The following is a 16755-nucleotide window of genomic DNA, read 5'->3' as shown; positions in this document are numbered from 1 at the left end:
GTCATTTCCTTGCGGGTCCCGTAGCCGGCGTCTCCGGCAGCGTCGATTTCGAGGGAAACAGCCAGGCGATCGCACCGGTGGCAACGGCCGAGCAGAGGATGAACAGATGCAGCGCCAGCGCCGCCTGCAGCCCGTCCTTCATGGCGATGCCGGAATAAAGCAGCGCCGCTGCCGCGCCCGCCTCATAGGTACCGAAACCGGCGACACCCTGCACCGGCAGGATGGCGGCGGCCTCGGCGCCGACGGCGCCGGGAAAGGCAGTCTGGAAGGAGGTGCCGAGCAGCATGGCGAGCAGCCATCCCTGCACGGCAAGCTTCAGCGTCCAGTTGGCGACCGTCCACCACCAGCCGTAGCGGGAGCGGCCCGTGGCCTCGGTGAAGATATCGCGCAGCTTGCCGAGCTTCGACACGATGCTGCCGCGCCCGGCCCAGTCATGCGGCGCGCGCGCCCAGCGCGGCAGATACCAGGCGGCGGCAATCAGCGCCGCGATGCCCGCGGCCCTGAGGGCCGGGTGAAGACCGGGCCACACCAGGCAGGCGAGCACACCGACGACGAAGGCGTCCTGCAGCCTGAACCACAGGAGCGAAGCGCCGGCGCGCACGATCGAGATGCCGAACACCTGCCGCAACAGCAGCGGGAAGGCGGTCTCGCCGCCGCGGAACGGCACCACGTTGATCATGGCGTTGTGAATCAGGATGACGCGCAGGCAGGCGCCGAAGCGGCCGTTCACCTCGTCGCGGAACTCGTCGCAGACCCGCAGCGCGCGCAGCACATAAGTGACGAACAGCGCCAGCGTCACCGCAGCGAAGGCGCCGGGCGTGATGCTGGCGAAGGCGTCGCCCACCATCTTCCAGCGCGAGTCTGCCGCAAGCCAGGCCAGCAGCGCCAGTGTGACGATTATCGAGAATGCTCTTTTCAACCAGTTCTCCGAATGGCGCCGACCGCCGCATTCCGGGTAATTGCTTCGATTTCGAAATCGGGCGCACGGAAGGGGACCGCTCCAGGCCGCCGGCTCCCTTGCCGGCTTCCAATGGCCTGGCGAGGCGCCAAGATTCCGAGCCCTTCCGTGGTCGCCGGCCCGTTCAACGTTTCTGCTCCATCATAAGCGGCCGATCCTATAAACCAGCGGCTTGCCCATCCACAAGCTTTGGCGCGGCCGCAATCACCGTCCGCGGGCGATCTTGGCTCGCTGCGACGGGAAGGTTGACACCATTCCTCGAGCGGCAGTTAATATCACGTGGGGGCGGTAGCTGCGCATTGGGATCGAATACCCAATCTGGGTAGTGACGCCAGATCGAAAGGCGTCGTCGAAATGTTATCGCTCATCATTCCTGCAGTTCGAAAAATATTGCCGTCCAGACCAGCGCGGAGCGTGAGGTGCCGTCGTTCTGCGCGGCGCGCGGACCTGATGCTTCTGCTCTTCTGCGGTGGAGTGGCGCTGTCCGGCGTTGCTCACGCAAGCGGCGCTGGGTCTCCGGCAGCGGCACAAGCAGGCACCACGCCGACGGCATTTGAGTTGCAGTTGTTCTATGCCGACCGCACCTGGAACTGGGAGGACGGAGCCGCCTATTTCGCCCAGGACAGGCGCATGCGTGCCTGGACGTCCAAGCCTGGTTCAACGTCCTTCGCCGAAGGCACATGGCATCTCAGCAATGATGGCAAGATGTGCATGGAGCTCGTCTGGCGGTCCACGGCCTATACGGCACAGCCGATCCGCACCTGTTTCAGCCATCGCGTCCTGAACGGGACCGTCCAGCAACGGAGGGATCCGGATGGCCGGTGGTACAGCTTCAGGCACGCTTCGGACAATTCGGCCGACGAGTTCAAGAAAATTCAGGCGGGCGATACCAGGAGCGTCGATTTCGAAAAGGCCCGCAAGTTGGTCGATCCCAAGAGTTAGTCGCTGCTGGCGCACGTCCAGGAAAATGCCTAGAGCGGCTGGCCGTTTCACGGAAACGCCGACCCGCTCTATCTCTTTGCTCACGCAATTTCCGGACGGAAAACCGCTGCACACGTCCTGGAATTGCTCTAGCAGTTTCCGCTCGGAATTGTCCCGGCGTATCAAATCTAAGAGGCTCGCTGAGACAAGCCGTCAACCCAGCTCAGCGAGCCCACGCCCCGACACAGTACTCACAGGGACGACTGCCAGCCGCGCAGGCTGGCGTTTTTCCGCGGCGTTCATGCCGCGCGGCGCGCGCTTCGCGCGCGAGACGCCGGCGGACGCTTTGAAAACCTTCGGCTTCAGGGCCGGTCGGAGCCCGAAGAAGGGCGCTGCCGTCCTGACGATGGTGTCTAGATCGGAAAGTTCCGCCACAAAGCCCAATTGCTCTTGTGCTAGGCTGGGATCGGCGAACAGCCCGGCCGGGTCGCCGGGCCGGCGCGGTTTATAGGCGACCGGGACCGTCCGGCCGGTGACGCGGCCGACGGCCTCGAGGATCTCCTTTATCGAGATGCCTCGGCCGGTGCCGAGATTGACGGACAGGCTGTCGCCGCCGGCCTCGAGATGCATCAATGCCATGAGATGCGCGCGCGCGAGGTCGCTGACGTGGATGTAGTCGCGCACGCATGTGCCGTCCGCCGTCTCGTAATCGGCGCCGAAGACCTCGATCGCCTCGATCATGCCGGACGCCGCCATCAGCACCCTTGGAATGAGGTGGGTTTCGGGTGTATGCCACTCGCCAAGCTCGCCTTCGGGATCGGCGCCGCAGGCGTTGAAGTAGCGAAGGATCGCGTATCTCGTTCCATAGGCAGCGGCATAGTCCCTGATGACTTCTTCGCCCATCAGCTTGCTGCGGCCATAGGGGCTGATCGGCTTCTGCGGCGAGGCCTCGCTCACCGGCAATGCTTCCGGCACGCCATAGGTCGCGCAACTCGAGGAAAAGATCACCTTGTCGATGCCGCTTGCCCGCGCGGCGTCCAGTACGGCGATGGTGCCGCCGACATTGGTCGCATAATAATCCGCCGGCGCGCTGACCGACTCGCCGACATAGGCAAGGGCGGCGAAATGGATGATCGCCTGTGGTCTGTGAGTCTCGATCGCCCGCCGCAACGCTTCGGGGTCGCGGATGTCGCCGACGACCAGCGGCCCCCAGGCGACGGCTTTCTCGTTGCCGCGGCTCAAATTGTCGTAGACCACCGGCAAGTAGCCCGCCGCCGACAGCAGCTTGCAGGCATGGCTACCGATGAAGCCGGCGCCACCCGTCACCAGAACGGCGCGGCGGGTCATCATGCCGTTGCCTCCCTGGCGGTTGATGCCTGGACCCTGCGCGGGGCGATGAACCGGCGTCCGCCCAGGACGGCGTCGAAATAGGCAGTGGTGTGGGCGAGGCCTTCGCTCAGCGCAACCTTCGGCTCCCAGCCGAGATGCTGCCTGGCAAACGAGATATCGGGCTTGCGCTGCCTGGGGTCGTCGACCGGCAGCGGCCGGTGCACGATGCGCGAGCGTGAATTCGTATAGTCGATGACCAGCTCGGCCAATTCCATGACGGTGAACTCGACGGGGTTGCCGAGATTGACCGGGTGCTGGGGGGCCACGGCGGCGTTCATCAGGCGCACGAAGCCTTCGATCAGGTCGTCGACGAAGCAGAAGGAGCGCGTCTGCGCGCCGCTGCCGTAGACGGTGATGTCGTCGCCGCGCAGCGCCTGGACGATGAAGTTCGACACCACGCGGCCGTCGTCGGGCCGCATGCGAGGGCCATAGGTGTTGAAGATGCGCGCGACGCGGACATCGATGCCGTATGTCCGTGAGTAATCGAAGAACAGCGTCTCGGCCGAGCGCTTGCCCTCGTCGTAGCAGGAGCGCGGACCGTGCGTGTTGACATTGCCGAAGTAACCTTCGGGCTGCGGATGCACCAGCGGATCGCCATAGACCTCCGAAGTCGACGCCTGGAAGATCTTGGCGTTGTGTCGCCGCGCGAGCTCCAGAAGGTTGATCGAGCCGAGCACGCTGGTCTTGAAGGTGTGGATCGGATCGGCCTGATAATGCGGCGGAGAAGCCGGGCAGGCGAGATTGTAGATCTCGTCGACAGCAAGGTCCGTCGGCAGTTCCTCGACGATGTCGTGCCTGATGCAGGTGAAAGTCGCGTCACGCGCTATCGCTGACAGGTTGTAGCGCTTGCCCGTGTGGAAATTGTCCAGCGCGATGACTTCATATCCATCGGCAAGCAGCCTTTGGCACAGATGAGAACCCAGAAATCCTGCTCCGCCGGCGACCAGCGCGCGTCCTTGATCGGCACGCCTCCGTCCCGGCTTGGTGTCCAGCTTCAGAACCTTGATGACCCTACCCATGGCGACCTCATACTCGCACACACCCACGCATCATCGTTCCGGGCCGGGGCAACAGCGTTGCCCGACCAGGTGAAATCATGGCGATCCCCCCGCATGCGCGGAGTCGCCAGAAACATGATGTGTTTTGTCTGAGTAAGCGGGGTCGTTGCCGTACGGCTTTATGTGCTGCCGCTCAGCGTCCCTTTGCCCCTAAGTCGCGATCCACGAACATGGTTGCCACCACCGCGGACTGCTCGCCCAAATTGCACACCCAACGTATAGAAAGATATACCTGTGCGCCGCATAGTCAACTAATTTAGGGATTCGTTAACGTTACTCTTTTGCTGTTGGTTAACTGTAGGCGTAGGCAGGCGCGCCTTTTGCGTCATAAAAGGGGCGGTTCCGTCCGGTTTTCCCGCGGTAACACCGCGTGCCGCGGTCTTCGCAAAACTCGTCGAGCGTTAGGGCGGAAGGCTTCAAGGTGAAGAATAAGGAACGCGTCTGGCGCCGTCTCTCGGGCTCTGGCATTTCTTGCGGCCGGTCTTTCGGGCTAGAAAATTGCGCAAGTATATCTTAGCTCGCCAACAGGTAGATCTGGCGAGCCCGCAGGCCCTGTCTGCGAAACGCGCTTTCCGAATTGATCGGCGCTAGGCGACCGCGGTGACGACGGCTCCGCAGCCGTGCTGTCCGGCACGCCGAGATGGCCTCCCGGCATCGCCACCACTCTGAGATGCATCAAAAAGGGGAGCACAAGGAGCAGCGCAGTTTGGACGGCTGGACGCCGTGCATTCCTGTTTCTACTCCTCATAGCCCCTCCCTATTCTCCGCCCATCTCCTTCTTGAACTGGGCGAAGTCGACCTGCATGCCGTTGAAGATGGTGCTCCAGTGGCGGGTCAAGGCGGCCAAGGCGACTGCCTCCTGGATCTCCTCGTCGGTGGCGCCGGCGCGTTTGGCGTTCTCGGTGTCCGACCAGACACAATAATTGCAGGGGATTTGCGCCGCGACCGCCAGCGAGATCAGCGACTTCACCTTCGGCGGCAGCGCTGTCTTGTCGCTGAGCTCGATGGCCTTGACCTCGGCCCACGCGCCGGGCAGACCGGCTTTCGGGAACTGCTTCATGAAGCCGGGTACGCCCCCGATGGTCGACTGGATGTCCTTGATGGCGGCGTCATAGTCGTCGGCGCCGGCAGGCATGGTCAAGGCCGCGGTGAACGCGATAGCGGCGAGCAGCGAGGCGGAGCGAAGGCAGGAGTGCGCGCTTGAGATGATGCGAATGACAGGCATGGTGTTCTCCTCTGGTTTTTGTTAGCCTTACGGTGTAAGGTGATTTGGAACATGAACCTTACAGTGTAAGTTGTCAAGCGGCGCCATGGACTCACCGAGCAAGAAAATCCGAACCCGCGGAAAATTGTCCCGCGAGATGATCGAGGACGCGGCCTTTGAGGTAATCGAGCGGGAAGGGCTCTCCGGCTTCTCGATGCGCAAGCTCGCCGCCAGGCTCGGCTGCGAGGCGATGAGCATCTACCATCACTTTCCCTCGCAGGCGCATCTCTACGAGGCGCTGGTCGATCGCCAGATGAGCGGGCTCGTGATCCCCGATGACAGCCTTCCTTGGCGTGAGCGGGCGCGCATCGGTATGCAGGAATTCCGGCGTGTGGCGACGGAGCATCCGGCCTTCGCGCCGTTCATCGTCGTCTATCGCATGAACTCGCCGCCCTGCCTCGCCAAGTTGAACGCCATCATCGGCCTGTTCGAGGATGGCGGCTTCGGACCTGAGCTCAGCGCCCGTCTGTTCCGCGCCGCCGGTTATTATCTGATGGGCGCGATCCTCGACGAGACCGCCGGCTACGCCAAGGGGCCGTCGGCGGTCACCACGGTCAGCGACGAAGAATTGGCGCGCGACTATCCCAGTGTCGTGACGGCCGCGGCTTATTTTGGCACAAGCGGTTTCGACAAGACTTTCGAGCTTGGCCTGGAGATGTTTCTGGACGAGATGGAGCGGATTCGCGACGCTGCCCGGGACGAGGCCGCCAAAAGTGGCGATCGCGCCCGCAAGAAACTCTAACCAGGGCTCTCAATGCGCTTCCTCTCGGTTCTTGTCCTCATCGCCGGCGCTGCCATCGGGATCTTCTATCCCTGGGCGATGAGCAATTTCTCCGGCCATGCGATCGGCACCTGGCGGGTCTACGAGGGCGGCCGCTTCCGGCCGGCGACCGTACGGCTCGCTGCGCGCGACGCGCCTGTCCGCGTGCTGGTCGACCTCACCGCGCGTGCCGAGCGCGTCGCCTCGCAGCAGCACACGGTGCTGACGCTGACCGCGGCAAGCGGCGGCCGCACGGCGCTCGCCTCGACGCTCTCCTTCAACCACACCGACAATCCACGCCAGGTGAGCCCGCAGCTGCCCGACAAGATCTTTCGCGACGAGGCCGGTGTGATAGAGACGGTCACGCCGGGCGCTTACGTCTTCACTGTCGGTCCGGGCGATGCGGACGGGATCGACATGCGCGCCGTCGACCTGATCTTGCGTGCGGGCACCGGCTCGGTCGACGAACGCGCGCAGCCGGCCGGTTACACGCTGATGGGAGTCGGCTTGGCTGGACTGGTGCTTTCGCTGGTCTTTGGGCGCGGCAACAAGCCGCCGCAGAATCCCAACTCGCAGCCCCCGCCGCCGCGCTGGGGCCGCGGCGGTTCGCAAAGGTGAAGGCGGCATGAATTATCGCCACGCCTACCACGCCGGCAATTTCGCCGATGTCGTCAAGCACGCGGTGCTCAGCCGGCTGGTCGAGTATCTGAAGCAGAAGGACAAGGCCTTTCGCGTTATCGACACTCACGCCGGCATCGGCCGCTACGATCTCGCGTCGGTGGAGGCCGGCAAGACGGGTGAATGGCAGGGCGGCATCGGCCGGGTGTCCGAGGCCGCGCTCGAGCCTCGGACGGCCGCGCTGCTTCAGCCCTATCTGGAAGCGGTGCGCTTGGAAAATCCCGACTGCGGTCTCCGCCGCTATCCCGGCTCACCGCTGATCGTGCGCCATCTCCTGCGCAAGCAGGATCGGCTTACGGCGATCGAGTTGCATTCCGAGGACGCTGCGCGGCTCAAAGCCGTCTTCGCCGGCGACTTCCAGACCAGGGTGATCGAGCTCGATGGCTGGATGGCGCTCGGCTCGCATCTGCCGCCGAAGGAAAAGCGCGGGCTCGTGCTTGTCGATCCGCCCTTCGAGGAGGAGGGCGAGTTCCAGCGTCTCGTCGAGAACCTGCGCCGAGCGCACCGGCGCTGGCCGGGCGGCATCTACGCGCTCTGGTATCCGATCAAGGATCGCAAGGCGGTCGCCGCCTTCCGCGCCGCGCTGAAGGAGACAGGCATTCCAAAACTGCTCGACATCGGCTTCGAGATCCGGCCTGCCTCGAGCGAACCGAGCCTCGACGGCAGCGGCCTTGTGGTGGTGAACCCGCCCTTCACGCTGGAGGCCGAATTGCGGGTGATGCTGCCGGCCTTGCATGGAGCGCTTGCCGTCGAACAGCCGTCGCGCTGGACGATCGAATGGCTGGCCGGTGAGTGAGACCGGGACCAGCCGAAGATTGAGCTACGCCAGCGCCGAGGGTGTCACGCCGGTCAGCCGCCGAGTTTCGCGGATCAGATGCGCCTGGTCGGCATAGCCGGCCTCGATGGCGAGCAGCGCGGTCGAGCCATCGCTATGCCGTCGCTGCAGGCGCCGGAAGCGGTGGAAGCGCAGGATGCGGTCGAGCGTCTTCGGACCATAGCCGAAAGCGTCCTCGAAACGCCGGCGCAGCGTCCGCTCGCTCATGTTGAGGCGGTTGAGCAGACAGGGAACCAGCGGCATCTCCGGCGACAGGCCTTCATCAATGAGGTCGAAGGCCCTGCCCATCAGCGCATCGAGCGCATCGCGCCCCTCTGTATGCGCGCCGACTTCATTTTCCAACTGCCGCACCATGCCGGCGAGGTCGGGCGCGCGCTTGACGCGATCCGACAGTTCGCGGGCACGCGTACCCCATAAGTCCTGGAGGCTCAGCCGCCCGCCGACGATTTCGCCGGCCGGCACGCCGAGCCACCCGGCGGCCGCGCCCGGCCGGAAGCGGAAGCCGATGATCACCGACCCGGGGGAAAGGCGCTCGATCTGCGGCTCCTTGTCCGGTCCGGCCACGCGGAAGCGACCTTCGATCCATTGCAGATCGATCGTCGCGTCCGGCGTGACGACGATTGGGGGGACGTCCTGCTTCGCCATGCGATGCACCCAGACGGCGGAGAAGGCGCCGGCCAGGCCTCCCGGGGCGGGCCGTTCCCGAAAGAAGCCGGTGGTCTGCGCCAGGACCGCTTCCATATCTTCTCCGATCTGCTTCGGCGTGCTCTGGCGGGTCCGCTTCGGCCATTTTGGCCGAAATCTTCAATGCGGGTCGCTTCCGCCGTGGCAAAACGGATGCAGCCTCTTGGCGCGTCCAGCGCCTTCACCGCGCCGCATCCGGTCGCGGATGTGGTGACGAATATAGAAGGGAGTGAGAGAAATGAAAGCTCGCATCACCGTCTTCACCCTTGGCGTCGACGATCTGGAGGCGTCGCTCAAATTCTACCGCGACGGCCTGGGCCTGCCGACCGAAGGCATCATCGGCCGCGAGTTCGAGCACGGCGCCGTCGCCTTCTTCGAGCTTGCCGGCGGCTTGAAATTCGCGATCTTCGAGCGCGCGAGCATCGCCCTCGACGCCACCGTGCCGCAGAGCAGCCGCAGTCCGACCGAGTTCACCATCGGCCACAACGTGTCGAGCGCGGCCGAGGTCGACGCCGCGATGGCCGAGGCCGTCAAGGCCGGCGCGCGCGTGGCCAAGCCGGCGCAAAAGGCCTTCTGGGGCGGCTATGCCGGCTATTTCCAGGATCCCGACGATCATCTCTGGGAAGTCGTCTACAACCCCGCTTTCATCCCGAAGGATTGACCCGGAAGCCTGGCAGGAGGTCGACATGTCGATCGATACCGTTCAGGCGATAGGCGCGCTTCTCATCGGCGGCGTGTTCGTCTTCGCCGGCATCGAGCACTTCCTGAAATTCAAGGCTATGTGCGACTATCTGGCGAGCCGGAAGTTTCCGGCTCCCGCTGTCATGCTGGCAGCCGGCTCAGCCCTCGAAGTCGTCGCCGGCCTGATGCTTGCGCTCGGCCGTGCCGTGCCTTTCGCCGCCGGCGCGCTTGTCCTGTTCACGCTGTCGACGAACGTCGCGCTGCTGCGCTTCTGGGAGTCCGAAGAGCCGGAGCGGCAGGTGCTGCGCAACGCCTTGCTGATCAACCTGGCCGTCGTCGGCGGACTGCTGGTGGCGGGAACCGTCTGACAGCCGGACCGCATCTGGAACGATGATTTGGGAAACCATTGTCTTCACAACCGCTTGACCGCCGCCAAGCGAATCCGCACAGTGCGCGCAACCGACCTTGAGAGGCTGTCATGACTCGCTTCGCCCGTTCCGCCCTTGCCGCGCTGATTTCGCTTCTGACGCCGCTTGGCACGTCGCTTGGTTTCACCCAGGCAGCGCAGGCTGCCGACCTTGCCGTTTTAACCGAGGATGACGGCAGCGTCTGCGCCGAGGCCTGGGTGCTGAGCAAGATCACCGATCGCTTCAGCTATCAGGTTCATCATGTGCCGCACCTGCCGGATGTCGCGATCACCGATTTCCATAACATCCGCCTGCATCGTTATCTGCCGTCGAGCGAGAGATGGCCGATCGGCCGGCACTATTGCCGCGCCACCGTCAGCCTGTCGGACGGCCGCGACCGCTCGATCTTCTACCTGATCGAGGAAGGCCAGGGCTTCGCCTCGATCGGCGACAATGTCGAGTTCTGCGTCTCCGGCTTCGACCGCTGGATGGTTTATAACGGCCGCTGCCGCGTGCTTCGATAAGAAGCCGCCGATCCATTCCCCGGTCTGCGGGCTTCAGGTCGCAGGCCACTCCGTTCGGCCCGTCGACGGAATCAGTCCCATCGCGAATATTGTGAGCTTGCCGGCCATCGCCGGAAAGCAAATCGGCTAATCGGCTGCCGATTGACAACTGTCGAACTGCCGCCTAAAAGAGACAGACCTGTCTCATCACCAGGCAGCAGAATGCCCTCATCGCCCTCCGCCAAACGCCAGCATGTCGTCGACACCGCGTATTCGCTGTTCAAGCGCGACGGCTTCCACGCCACCGGCATCGATCGCATTATCGCCGAGGCCGACATCGCCAAGATGACGATGTACCGCCACTTCCCGGCGAAGGACGACCTGATCGTCGCGGTGCTAGAGCACCGCGCGGCGCGTTTCGAACGCCAGCTCGACCGGCTGGCCGCGTCGTTGGACACGGCGGAAGCGAAGATCTTCACGATACTGGACTGGCACGAACGCTGGTTTCGCGATCCGGCTTTCCACGGCTGCCTGTTCGCGCACGCGCTCGCCGAGTTCGGCGATCCCGATCATCCGGTGTTCAAGGCAGCCAGCCGCCAGAAGAAGGGTTTGCGGGCGCGCCTGCGCGCTATCCTGGAAGAAGAGATGCCGCCGGAGCGGGCCGAGGGCGTCGCCACGGCGCTGCTGATGCTGATCGAGGGCGCGACGCTGATGGCCCAGTTGGGGGAGGCTGATGCCGCCATCGCCAATGCGCGCAAGGCGGCTTCCGCCATCCTCGCCGGCGCGCGGGGCCCCCAATGAACGCGACGGTCGTCGGGCTCGCGCTGTCCGCGGCCATTTTGCATGCCAGCTGGAACGCCTTCCTACGGACCGGGGCCGACAGGCTGTGGACGGTCACGGTCATGAGCTTCTCGAGCACTGCCGCTGCTATTGTCCTGGCGCTCTTCCATCCGCTGCCGGCTGCGGCTGCCTGGCCCTATGTCGTGCTGTCGGCCGTCCTTCAGGTCGGCTACAGCGTGTTCCTGGTTGCCGCCTACCGCTATGGCGAGCTCGGGCAGGTTTATCCGATCGTGCGCGGCAGCGTGCCGCTGCTGGTGGCGCTCGGCGGCTTCCTGCTGGCCGGCCAGCGGCTCGCCGCGCCGGAACTCATCGGCGTCGCGCTGGTCGCCTGCGGCATTATGGGTCTGTCAGTCGGGCGGGGCAGGGCCTCAGTGACATCGATCCTCTACGCGTTGGCCACCGGCGTCATCATCGCGGCCTATGCGACGGTCGACGCGATCGGCGTGCGCGTCGCCGGCGACAGCGCCGCCTACACCGCCTGGGTGCTGCTGATCTACGGTGCCCTGCTGCCGGCGGCTTTCGTCGGCCTGCGCGGCAGGCTCATTGTCGACCTGCGTGCGCCGGAAACACGCAAGGCCTTGAGCGGCGGCCTATTCGCGCTGCTGGCCTATGGCGCGGTGGTCGCCGCCTTCGCGCAGGGGCCAGCCGGGCCGATCACCGCCATCCGCGAGACCAGCGTCGTCTTCGCGGCCTTCATTGGCCGCTTCTTCCTCGGCGAGCAGTTGACGCCGCTCCGTATCGGAGCCTGTGTCGTCGTCGCGCTGGGCGCGATCTGCCTCGGCTATCGACCCTGACGGCGTCGGTATCGCGCTGGTCACGCTCGCGCGCCCTGGCCGGACAGATAGGCGCAGATCAGCTCGCCGAGCTGCTTCTGCAGCTCCGGCGCATCGAGCATGTTGCGGCGCGCCGCATTGTGGATCACGCCCTCGACGGCGGAGGAGAGCACGCGCGCCACGGTCTCGGTATTCTTCAGGCGCCGGCGGTATTGCGCGACGGCCGCCGCATAGTGCTCGAGATAGCGGGCTTGGAACGAGGCATGCGCGGCGCGCGAGCCGCGGTCGCCCGGCGTCTCGTCGAGTAGCACCTGATGCAGCGTCGGGTGAATGCTGTGCGCGGCGATCATGCCGCGCACCAGCTCGCGCGCGAATTGCCTGAGCGGCTTCTCCTCGGCCGCGGCTTCGCGAATGACGGACAGCACATGGTCGAAGTGGCGGCGTCGGATGGCGTCGACCAGCGCAAGCTTGTCGGGGAAATATTGATAGAGCGACCCGATGCTCACGCCCGCGGTCTCGGCCACCTTGTTGGTGCTGAAGCCCGCCCAGCCGATCTCGCTTAGAACGCGGGCACCTGCTTCGATTATCGCCTCGACGGTGGCGACCGAGCGCGCCTGGCGCGGCTCCTTGCGCATGCGCGGGGCTGGCTTTGCAATGCGAGTAGACATCCCCAACCTGCCTCCCGAGAATATAACCAGAATACTCACATTTGGCCTGAGAGCAATTCCAGGAAAAGTGCGAAGCGGTTTTCCGTCCGGAATTGCAACCAAGGAAGAACAGCAATTCCAGGAAAAGTGCGAAGCGGTTTCCGTCCGGAATTGCGACCAGGAAGAACAGCAATTCCAGGACTGTGCGCAACGGTTTTCTCCCCTCGGAACTTGCGAGGAGCATGGAACGGCGGAGTCCTCACGCCGTCTGCAGTGGAGCCTGAGCGGATCAAGCTCTCCAGCGGCAGTTTTTTGAATGTGAGCTGTAAGCTCGCTTTTTGCCGCGCAAGCTTTGCCCCTTCGCCGGTTCGGTTCTGCTCCGCCTTGACTTGTAAATCTTTCCGCTGGACAAGATGAGGTGCTTTGTTTGGTGTGCGTTGTCCATTATGAGCAACACGCTCACATTCTACGCTCTGCGCGGCATCAAGATGTCTGGATGATCCGGCGATAGAGAGCATCGGGAATTCTCGACGGCGCAATTTCACTTCGACGGGCAAAGATTCTCTGTCGTTTTTTTCGCCGATGCCCTTGTCAACGCGTCTTGCGTAACCAAAATTCAATAACTGAAATTCATTGTGTTGCTTCGCTGGCTAGATAGCCGCGAGTCAGATATGCATGAGCACGCCGGGTCACTCACGACCTTGGGCAAAACGCAAGGGGCATCGCATGGCAAAGACGACAACCAAGGCGCCGGCGGCGAAAGCGCCGGCAAAGAAAGCGGCACCGAAGGCTGCCGCGAAACCTGCAGCAGCGAAGAAGGCAGCGGCACCGAAGGCAGCAGCCAAGGCTCCGGCCAAGGCAGCGGCAAAGCCTGCGGCGAAGGCTGCGGCTAAGCCGGCCGCGAAGGCGGCAGCCAAGCCCGCCGCGAAGGCGGCAGCGAAGCCCGCCGCCAAGAAGCCGGCAGCGAAGGCAGCGGCCAAGCCCGCCGCCAAGGCGCCGATGAAAGCAGCAGCCGCCAAGTCGACGGCAGCCGTGAAGAAGGCAGCGCCTGCCAAGAAGGCGCCGGCCAAGAAGTAATCGCGTAACTTCGCTCGCGAGCCTGAACAGGCGAGGGTGGGTGCCGTCGAGGCGCCCCTCTCGCCAGTTCGGCGTGACAGCGGGCGAAGTGGATCGGCAATGGCCTGTCCTGAAAGCTCCTGGAAATTTGCCGCTGGGCAAACTTCCGGGAGCTTTTTTATTGCGCGGCCGGCTCGCATCGTCACGATCCGTTCTGGTCCGGGCGATGTCGGCTGCTGCCGCACGTCAATCAGGTAGAAAGGGCTGATCATGGCTTTGTGGCTTGGAATTCGACGGGCAGGCGAGGGCGATGCCGAAGCGGTAAGCCGGGTCATTGTTGCCGCTCTGCGGAAAAACAACGCCAGGGATTACGGGCCGGAAATCATCGCCCGCGTTGAGCAGAGCTTCAGCCCCTCTGCCGTGCTGCAACTTTTCAAGAAGCGCCAAGTCTTTGTCGCCGTTTGCGGCGACAAAATTGTCGGTACCGCGGGCCTGGACGGAACAACGGTTCGATCTGTGTTCGTCGATCCTGAATTTCAGGGACGCGGCGTCGGCAGCCGGCTGATGCTGGAGATCGAGGAAGCAGCGCGGGCAAACGGCGCGACGGTGCTGACGGTGCCGTCCTCGGTCACCGCGGAGCGATTTTATTTCAGACTTGGCTTCCGCGCGCTCCGGGACTGCTTCCACGACGACGAACGAACCATCATCATGGAGCGGTCCCTGAAGTAGCGGCGGCACGCGCCGCTCGAACAAGGTGCGGCCAACTGGCGGTAGGTTTTGGCGACGCTGGCCGTTGCTCTGGCAAGAGCATTCGGTCAACAGTGCGCGCGGACAATCAGGAACCGATCCATGCCGAAGCTGCTCTACGCCTCCACCTCTCCCTATAGTTCGAAGGTCCGCATGGCCGCCGCCTATGCCGGCATCGCCATCGACCTCGTGCCGGTCAAGACGGAGGACAAGCCGGCGGAGCTGATCTCGGCCAATCCGCTGGGCAAGATCCCGGTGCTGGTGCTGGAGGACGGCCGCACGATCCACGACAGCCGGGCGATCACCCAGCATCTCAACCGGCTGTCGAAGAACGTGCTGTTCCCGCGCAACCCCGACAAGCGGCTCGAGGCCGAGGTGCTGGAGGCGTTGGCCGACGGCATCTGCGACTGCGCGCTGTCGATGGTCTATGAGCGGCGCACGCGCCCCGACGCCATGGTCTATCAGCCCTGGCTCGACCGTCAGTGGGCGAAGATCACCGCCGCGCTCGACCTGCTCAACGCCAACCCGCCGAAACTGCCCAAGAAGATCACCGCCGGCCAGCTGGCGCTGCGTGCCACCCTCGGCTATCTCGCGCTGCGTTTCGGCGGCCAGTGGGAAAAGGGCCGCGGCCGGCTTACACGTTGGGCCGCGCGCTTCGACGAAAAGTTTCCGGAACTGAAGGGCTGCGTGCCGGGGTGAGGACTGCTGATCTCCCCAATGAGCGAGGAGACTGGCGGTTCGCGCGCCCATCTTGAACCTCGACCCACTTCCATGCTTGCCTGATGCCGCGCAAATCGCGGAGGGCTGAGCATGGCGAAGGCAGTCACCAAGAGCAGCACCACTCCCGATCCGATGGTCGAGCGCCTGCGCGCGGCCCTTGGCCGGCGCGCTTTCACGGAACAGAAAATGTTCGGCGGCACCTGCTTCATGATCAACGGCAATATGCTGATCGGCACATCGAAGCGCGGTTTGCTTGTGCGTGTCGGCAAGGACGGGCACGCGGCCGCAGCCGCACGGCCCCATGCGCGGCCGATGGAAATGGGCGGGCGTTCCATGGAAGGCTATGTCCATGTCGCGCCGGAAGGCACTGCAACCGAGGCAGATCTCGCCGAGTGGATCGATCGTGCGCTGGCTTTCGTCGAGACACTGCCGCCGAAGGGCAAACCGGCCAAGGTCGCAAAGCGGCCAGCCTGAACAGATCGCGCGGCCTATCCTTCACATCGGCGGTGTAGGCGAGGTCGGCCCGGGCACGCAGTCGGCGGAGGAAGCGATGGCATCTCTGGCGGGACGTTGCATGTGCGGCGCGGTCATCTGGATCTATTCCGGGGAGCTCACGCGAAACCTTGTCTGTCACTGCGCCGATTGCCAGCGCGCCACGTCCGCTCCCTTCACTGCTTTCCTGGGCATGAGGCCGGAGCAGCTGAACTGGGCCGGCGTCATCAGGCACTATGAAAGCAGCCCGAACACCTTTCGCGGGTTCTGCCCGTCCTGCGGCACCAGGCTCTACTTCCGCTCCGACAGATGGCCCGACGAGATCCACGTTCACGCCGCGACCATGACCGACCCGGCCGACTACCGTCCGGACGCCCAGGTCTTCACGCGCTCGCGCGCGAATTGGCTCGACCAACTGCAGTCGATTTCAGCCCATGAGGATTTCCAGCAGGCGCCATCCACCGGATTGCGCTGAAGGCGCGGCCAAACGTGTCGGCCTGCGGCAACGCGAGCCACAAAAAAAGCCGGGCGCGCGGCCCGGCTTTTTCCGTGTCGTGGCTTGGACGACTTAGAACTTCATACCGACGCCGAAAGTGACTCGGTTGTCCTTCGACTTGACGTTGCCGAGGGCGCCGAAGTCCTTGTCGCCGTAGTCGGTGTAGCGGTATTCAACGCGACCGAACACGTTGTCGGTGATCTTGATGTCGGTGCCGACACCGGCCGTCCAGCCCAGCATCGCCTTGCTCTCGTCGGTGGCGGTGACGCTATCAGTGATCTTCTGGTTCTTGGCGGCAAGACCGCCGGTGCCATAGAGCAGGATTTCCGGGGTCACGGAATAGCCGAGGCGAGCGCGCAGCGAGCCTTCGAGGCCGCCCTTCGCATTGATGCCCGCGCTGTCGCCCTTGACGCCATTGTAACCGAGATCGGCTTCAGCGCCGTAGACGAAGTTGTCCTGCTGCCACTGGTAGCCGCCGAAGACGCCGCCGATGAAGCCCTTGGTCTTCACATTGACGCCGGCGTCGCGGGCGTCGGCATGGCCGCTGAAGCCGTAGCCGAGGCTGATACCGGCATAGGGGCCGGCCCAGGAAGCGACGGGGAGTTCGGCGACCGGGGCCGGTGCCGGCGGCTCTTCGGTGACGGCGTCTGCGGCATAAGCGGTACCACCGAGGGCGAAGAGCCCGAGCGCAACCGCCAGCGGCCGCGCAAACTTGAGATTAGCTTGCATTGTTGTTTACTCCTTAAGCCACAAGACACGAGGCTTTTTATGTTCATGAATGCCCCCGGCCCGTCCGGGGGGATAAACGGGCCTGGCGTTCAACGGTTCCAAATGTCGTGCTGAAAT

At 64.2% G+C, this 16755-nt stretch carries 22 protein-coding genes; 14 read left to right on the top strand and 8 right to left on the bottom strand.

Going from position 1 to position 16755, the window contains the following annotated elements:
• Position 1 precedes the first annotated feature (1 nt).
• The gene (locus P9254_RS16700) at positions 2-919 is read right to left on the bottom strand and encodes a lysylphosphatidylglycerol synthase domain-containing protein (RefSeq protein WP_278056471.1); all 918 of its coding nucleotides are present in this window, start codon (positions 917-919) and stop codon (positions 2-4) included.
• Positions 920-1432: 513 nt separating this feature from the next.
• Here P9254_RS16700 and P9254_RS16695 point away from each other — a divergent pair.
• Positions 1433-1900, top strand: a complete 468-nt coding sequence (locus tag P9254_RS16695) for a DUF995 domain-containing protein (RefSeq protein WP_278056752.1) — start codon at positions 1433-1435, stop codon at positions 1898-1900.
• 192 nt (positions 1901-2092) lie between these two features.
• On the opposite strand, the gene galE is transcribed toward P9254_RS16695, so the two are convergent.
• The 3 genes from galE to P9254_RS16680 form a co-directional block, all read right to left on the bottom strand.
• On the bottom strand, positions 2093-3226 hold the full coding sequence (gene galE / locus P9254_RS16690; RefSeq protein WP_278103894.1) for a UDP-glucose 4-epimerase GalE: 1134 nt from the start codon (positions 3224-3226) through the stop codon (positions 2093-2095).
• Positions 3226-4287 carry a UDP-glucuronic acid decarboxylase family protein gene (locus P9254_RS16685; protein WP_127324484.1) on the bottom strand — a complete coding sequence of 354 codons (1062 nt, stop codon included), beginning with the start codon at positions 4285-4287 and terminating at the stop codon, positions 3226-3228. The genes galE and P9254_RS16685 overlap by 1 nt, the downstream gene beginning before the upstream one ends.
• 796 nt (positions 4288-5083) lie before the next feature.
• A complete protein-coding gene (locus P9254_RS16680; protein ID WP_278056476.1) occupies positions 5084-5551 on the bottom strand; it encodes a carboxymuconolactone decarboxylase family protein in 468 nt (155 codons plus the stop codon).
• Positions 5552-5687: 136 nt separating this feature from the next.
• Here P9254_RS16680 and P9254_RS16675 point away from each other — a divergent pair, with 136 nt between their 5' ends.
• Genes P9254_RS16675 through P9254_RS16665 form a run of 3 tightly spaced genes read left to right on the top strand, consistent with a single transcriptional unit; the run spans position 5688 to position 7824 of the window.
• On the top strand, positions 5688-6332 hold the full coding sequence (locus P9254_RS16675; protein ID WP_245457309.1) for a TetR/AcrR family transcriptional regulator: 645 nt from the start codon (positions 5688-5690) through the stop codon (positions 6330-6332).
• Positions 6333-6344: 12 nt separating this feature from the next.
• On the top strand, positions 6345-6968 hold the full coding sequence (locus tag P9254_RS16670) for a hypothetical protein (protein WP_127217365.1): 624 nt from the start codon (positions 6345-6347) through the stop codon (positions 6966-6968).
• Positions 6969-6975: 7 nt separating this feature from the next.
• Positions 6976-7824 (top strand): 23S rRNA (adenine(2030)-N(6))-methyltransferase RlmJ, encoded by an 849-nt coding sequence (locus P9254_RS16665; RefSeq protein WP_095823630.1) that lies wholly within the window; start codon positions 6976-6978, stop codon positions 7822-7824.
• Positions 7825-7848: 24 nt separating this feature from the next.
• Here the strand turns inward: P9254_RS16665 and P9254_RS16660 are convergent, their stop codons facing one another.
• Positions 7849-8604 (bottom strand): AraC family transcriptional regulator, encoded by a 756-nt coding sequence (locus P9254_RS16660; protein WP_127847261.1) that lies wholly within the window; start codon positions 8602-8604, stop codon positions 7849-7851.
• A gap of 181 nt (positions 8605-8785) precedes the next feature.
• Here P9254_RS16660 and P9254_RS16655 point away from each other — a divergent pair, with 181 nt between their 5' ends.
• From P9254_RS16655 to P9254_RS16635, 5 genes are all read left to right on the top strand, one after another.
• The gene (locus tag P9254_RS16655; protein ID WP_278056478.1) at positions 8786-9208 is read left to right on the top strand and encodes a VOC family protein; all 423 of its coding nucleotides are present in this window, start codon (positions 8786-8788) and stop codon (positions 9206-9208) included.
• A 25-nt stretch (positions 9209-9233) separates the two neighbouring features.
• The gene (locus P9254_RS16650) at positions 9234-9596 is read left to right on the top strand and encodes a DoxX family protein (protein ID WP_278056479.1); all 363 of its coding nucleotides are present in this window, start codon (positions 9234-9236) and stop codon (positions 9594-9596) included.
• Positions 9597-9706: 110 nt separating this feature from the next.
• Entirely contained in the window at positions 9707-10159 is a 453-nt protein-coding gene (locus tag P9254_RS16645; protein ID WP_278056480.1) for a hypothetical protein, read from the top strand.
• A gap of 201 nt (positions 10160-10360) precedes the next feature.
• Positions 10361-10939, top strand: coding sequence for a TetR/AcrR family transcriptional regulator (locus tag P9254_RS16640; protein WP_127847260.1), 579 nt, complete (start codon positions 10361-10363; stop codon positions 10937-10939).
• Positions 10936-11772 (top strand): DMT family transporter, encoded by an 837-nt coding sequence (locus P9254_RS16635; protein WP_278056481.1) that lies wholly within the window; start codon positions 10936-10938, stop codon positions 11770-11772. Before P9254_RS16640 ends, P9254_RS16635 begins: the two co-directional genes overlap by 4 nt.
• A 20-nt stretch (positions 11773-11792) precedes the next feature.
• Here the strand turns inward: P9254_RS16635 and P9254_RS16630 are convergent, their stop codons facing one another.
• Positions 11793-12386, bottom strand: a complete 594-nt coding sequence (locus P9254_RS16630; protein WP_067330364.1) for a TetR/AcrR family transcriptional regulator — start codon at positions 12384-12386, stop codon at positions 11793-11795.
• A 68-nt stretch (positions 12387-12454) separates the two neighbouring features.
• On the bottom strand, positions 12455-13018 hold the full coding sequence (locus P9254_RS16625) for a hypothetical protein (protein WP_278056482.1): 564 nt from the start codon (positions 13016-13018) through the stop codon (positions 12455-12457).
• Positions 13019-13124: 106 nt separating this feature from the next.
• On the opposite strand from P9254_RS16625, the gene P9254_RS16620 reads away from it, so the two are divergent.
• The 5 genes from P9254_RS16620 (at position 13125) to P9254_RS16600 (ending at position 15888) form a co-directional block, all read left to right on the top strand.
• Positions 13125-13475: a hypothetical protein gene (locus P9254_RS16620; RefSeq protein WP_066995775.1), complete on the top strand. Its 351-nt coding sequence runs from the start codon at positions 13125-13127 to the stop codon at positions 13473-13475.
• Positions 13476-13724: 249 nt separating this feature from the next.
• A complete protein-coding gene (locus tag P9254_RS16615; protein WP_336619655.1) occupies positions 13725-14183 on the top strand; it encodes a GNAT family N-acetyltransferase in 459 nt (152 codons plus the stop codon).
• Between the two features lie 120 nt (positions 14184-14303).
• Complete coding sequence (locus tag P9254_RS16610) at positions 14304-14900, top strand: glutathione S-transferase (RefSeq protein ID WP_095800053.1); 597 nt, start codon at positions 14304-14306, stop codon at positions 14898-14900.
• A gap of 111 nt (positions 14901-15011) precedes the next feature.
• On the top strand, positions 15012-15395 hold the full coding sequence (locus tag P9254_RS16605; protein ID WP_278056483.1) for a TfoX/Sxy family protein: 384 nt from the start codon (positions 15012-15014) through the stop codon (positions 15393-15395).
• A gap of 76 nt (positions 15396-15471) precedes the next feature.
• Positions 15472-15888 carry a GFA family protein gene (locus P9254_RS16600; protein WP_278056484.1) on the top strand — a complete coding sequence of 139 codons (417 nt, stop codon included), beginning with the start codon at positions 15472-15474 and terminating at the stop codon, positions 15886-15888.
• Between the two features lie 93 nt (positions 15889-15981).
• Here the strand turns inward: P9254_RS16600 and P9254_RS16595 are convergent, their stop codons facing one another.
• Positions 15982-16638, bottom strand: a complete 657-nt coding sequence (locus P9254_RS16595) for an outer membrane protein (RefSeq protein WP_067330375.1) — start codon at positions 16636-16638, stop codon at positions 15982-15984.
• Positions 16639-16755: the final 117 nt, after the last annotated feature.

The organism is Mesorhizobium sp. WSM4983 (genome assembly GCF_029625765.1).
GTDB lineage: Bacteria > Pseudomonadota > Alphaproteobacteria > Rhizobiales > Rhizobiaceae > Mesorhizobium.
The sequence above is the reverse complement of the archived record's forward strand: the minus strand, read 5'-3'. Positions and strand labels throughout refer to the sequence as shown.

Bases quoted from the DNA above. Each gene is read 5' to 3' on its own strand.
- galE (WP_278103894.1), bottom strand. From the start codon at position 3,226: ATGACCCGCCGCGCCGTTCTGGTGACGGGTGGCGCCGGCTTCATCGGT.
- P9254_RS16685 (WP_127324484.1), bottom strand. From the start codon at position 4,287: ATGGGTAGGGTCATCAAGGTTCTGAAGCTGGACACCAAGCCGGGACGG.
- P9254_RS16680 (WP_278056476.1), bottom strand. From the start codon at position 5,551: ATGCCTGTCATTCGCATCATCTCAAGCGCGCACTCCTGCCTTCGCTCC.
- P9254_RS16675 (WP_245457309.1), top strand. From the start codon at position 5,688: ATGATCGAGGACGCGGCCTTTGAGGTAATCGAGCGGGAAGGGCTCTCC.
- P9254_RS16670 (WP_127217365.1), top strand. From the start codon at position 6,345: ATGCGCTTCCTCTCGGTTCTTGTCCTCATCGCCGGCGCTGCCATCGGG.
- P9254_RS16665 (WP_095823630.1), top strand. From the start codon at position 6,976: ATGAATTATCGCCACGCCTACCACGCCGGCAATTTCGCCGATGTCGTC.
- P9254_RS16660 (WP_127847261.1), bottom strand. From the start codon at position 8,604: ATGGAAGCGGTCCTGGCGCAGACCACCGGCTTCTTTCGGGAACGGCCC.
- P9254_RS16655 (WP_278056478.1), top strand. From the start codon at position 8,786: ATGAAAGCTCGCATCACCGTCTTCACCCTTGGCGTCGACGATCTGGAG.
- P9254_RS16650 (WP_278056479.1), top strand. From the start codon at position 9,234: ATGTCGATCGATACCGTTCAGGCGATAGGCGCGCTTCTCATCGGCGGC.
- P9254_RS16645 (WP_278056480.1), top strand. From the start codon at position 9,707: ATGACTCGCTTCGCCCGTTCCGCCCTTGCCGCGCTGATTTCGCTTCTG.
- P9254_RS16640 (WP_127847260.1), top strand. From the start codon at position 10,361: ATGCCCTCATCGCCCTCCGCCAAACGCCAGCATGTCGTCGACACCGCG.
- P9254_RS16635 (WP_278056481.1), top strand. From the start codon at position 10,936: ATGAACGCGACGGTCGTCGGGCTCGCGCTGTCCGCGGCCATTTTGCAT.
- P9254_RS16630 (WP_067330364.1), bottom strand. From the start codon at position 12,386: ATGCGCAAGGAGCCGCGCCAGGCGCGCTCGGTCGCCACCGTCGAGGCG.
- P9254_RS16620 (WP_066995775.1), top strand. From the start codon at position 13,125: ATGGCAAAGACGACAACCAAGGCGCCGGCGGCGAAAGCGCCGGCAAAG.
- P9254_RS16615 (WP_336619655.1), top strand. From the start codon at position 13,725: ATGGCTTTGTGGCTTGGAATTCGACGGGCAGGCGAGGGCGATGCCGAA.
- P9254_RS16610 (WP_095800053.1), top strand. From the start codon at position 14,304: ATGCCGAAGCTGCTCTACGCCTCCACCTCTCCCTATAGTTCGAAGGTC.
- P9254_RS16605 (WP_278056483.1), top strand. From the start codon at position 15,012: ATGGCGAAGGCAGTCACCAAGAGCAGCACCACTCCCGATCCGATGGTC.
- P9254_RS16600 (WP_278056484.1), top strand. From the start codon at position 15,472: ATGGCATCTCTGGCGGGACGTTGCATGTGCGGCGCGGTCATCTGGATC.
- P9254_RS16595 (WP_067330375.1), bottom strand. From the start codon at position 16,638: ATGCAAGCTAATCTCAAGTTTGCGCGGCCGCTGGCGGTTGCGCTCGGG.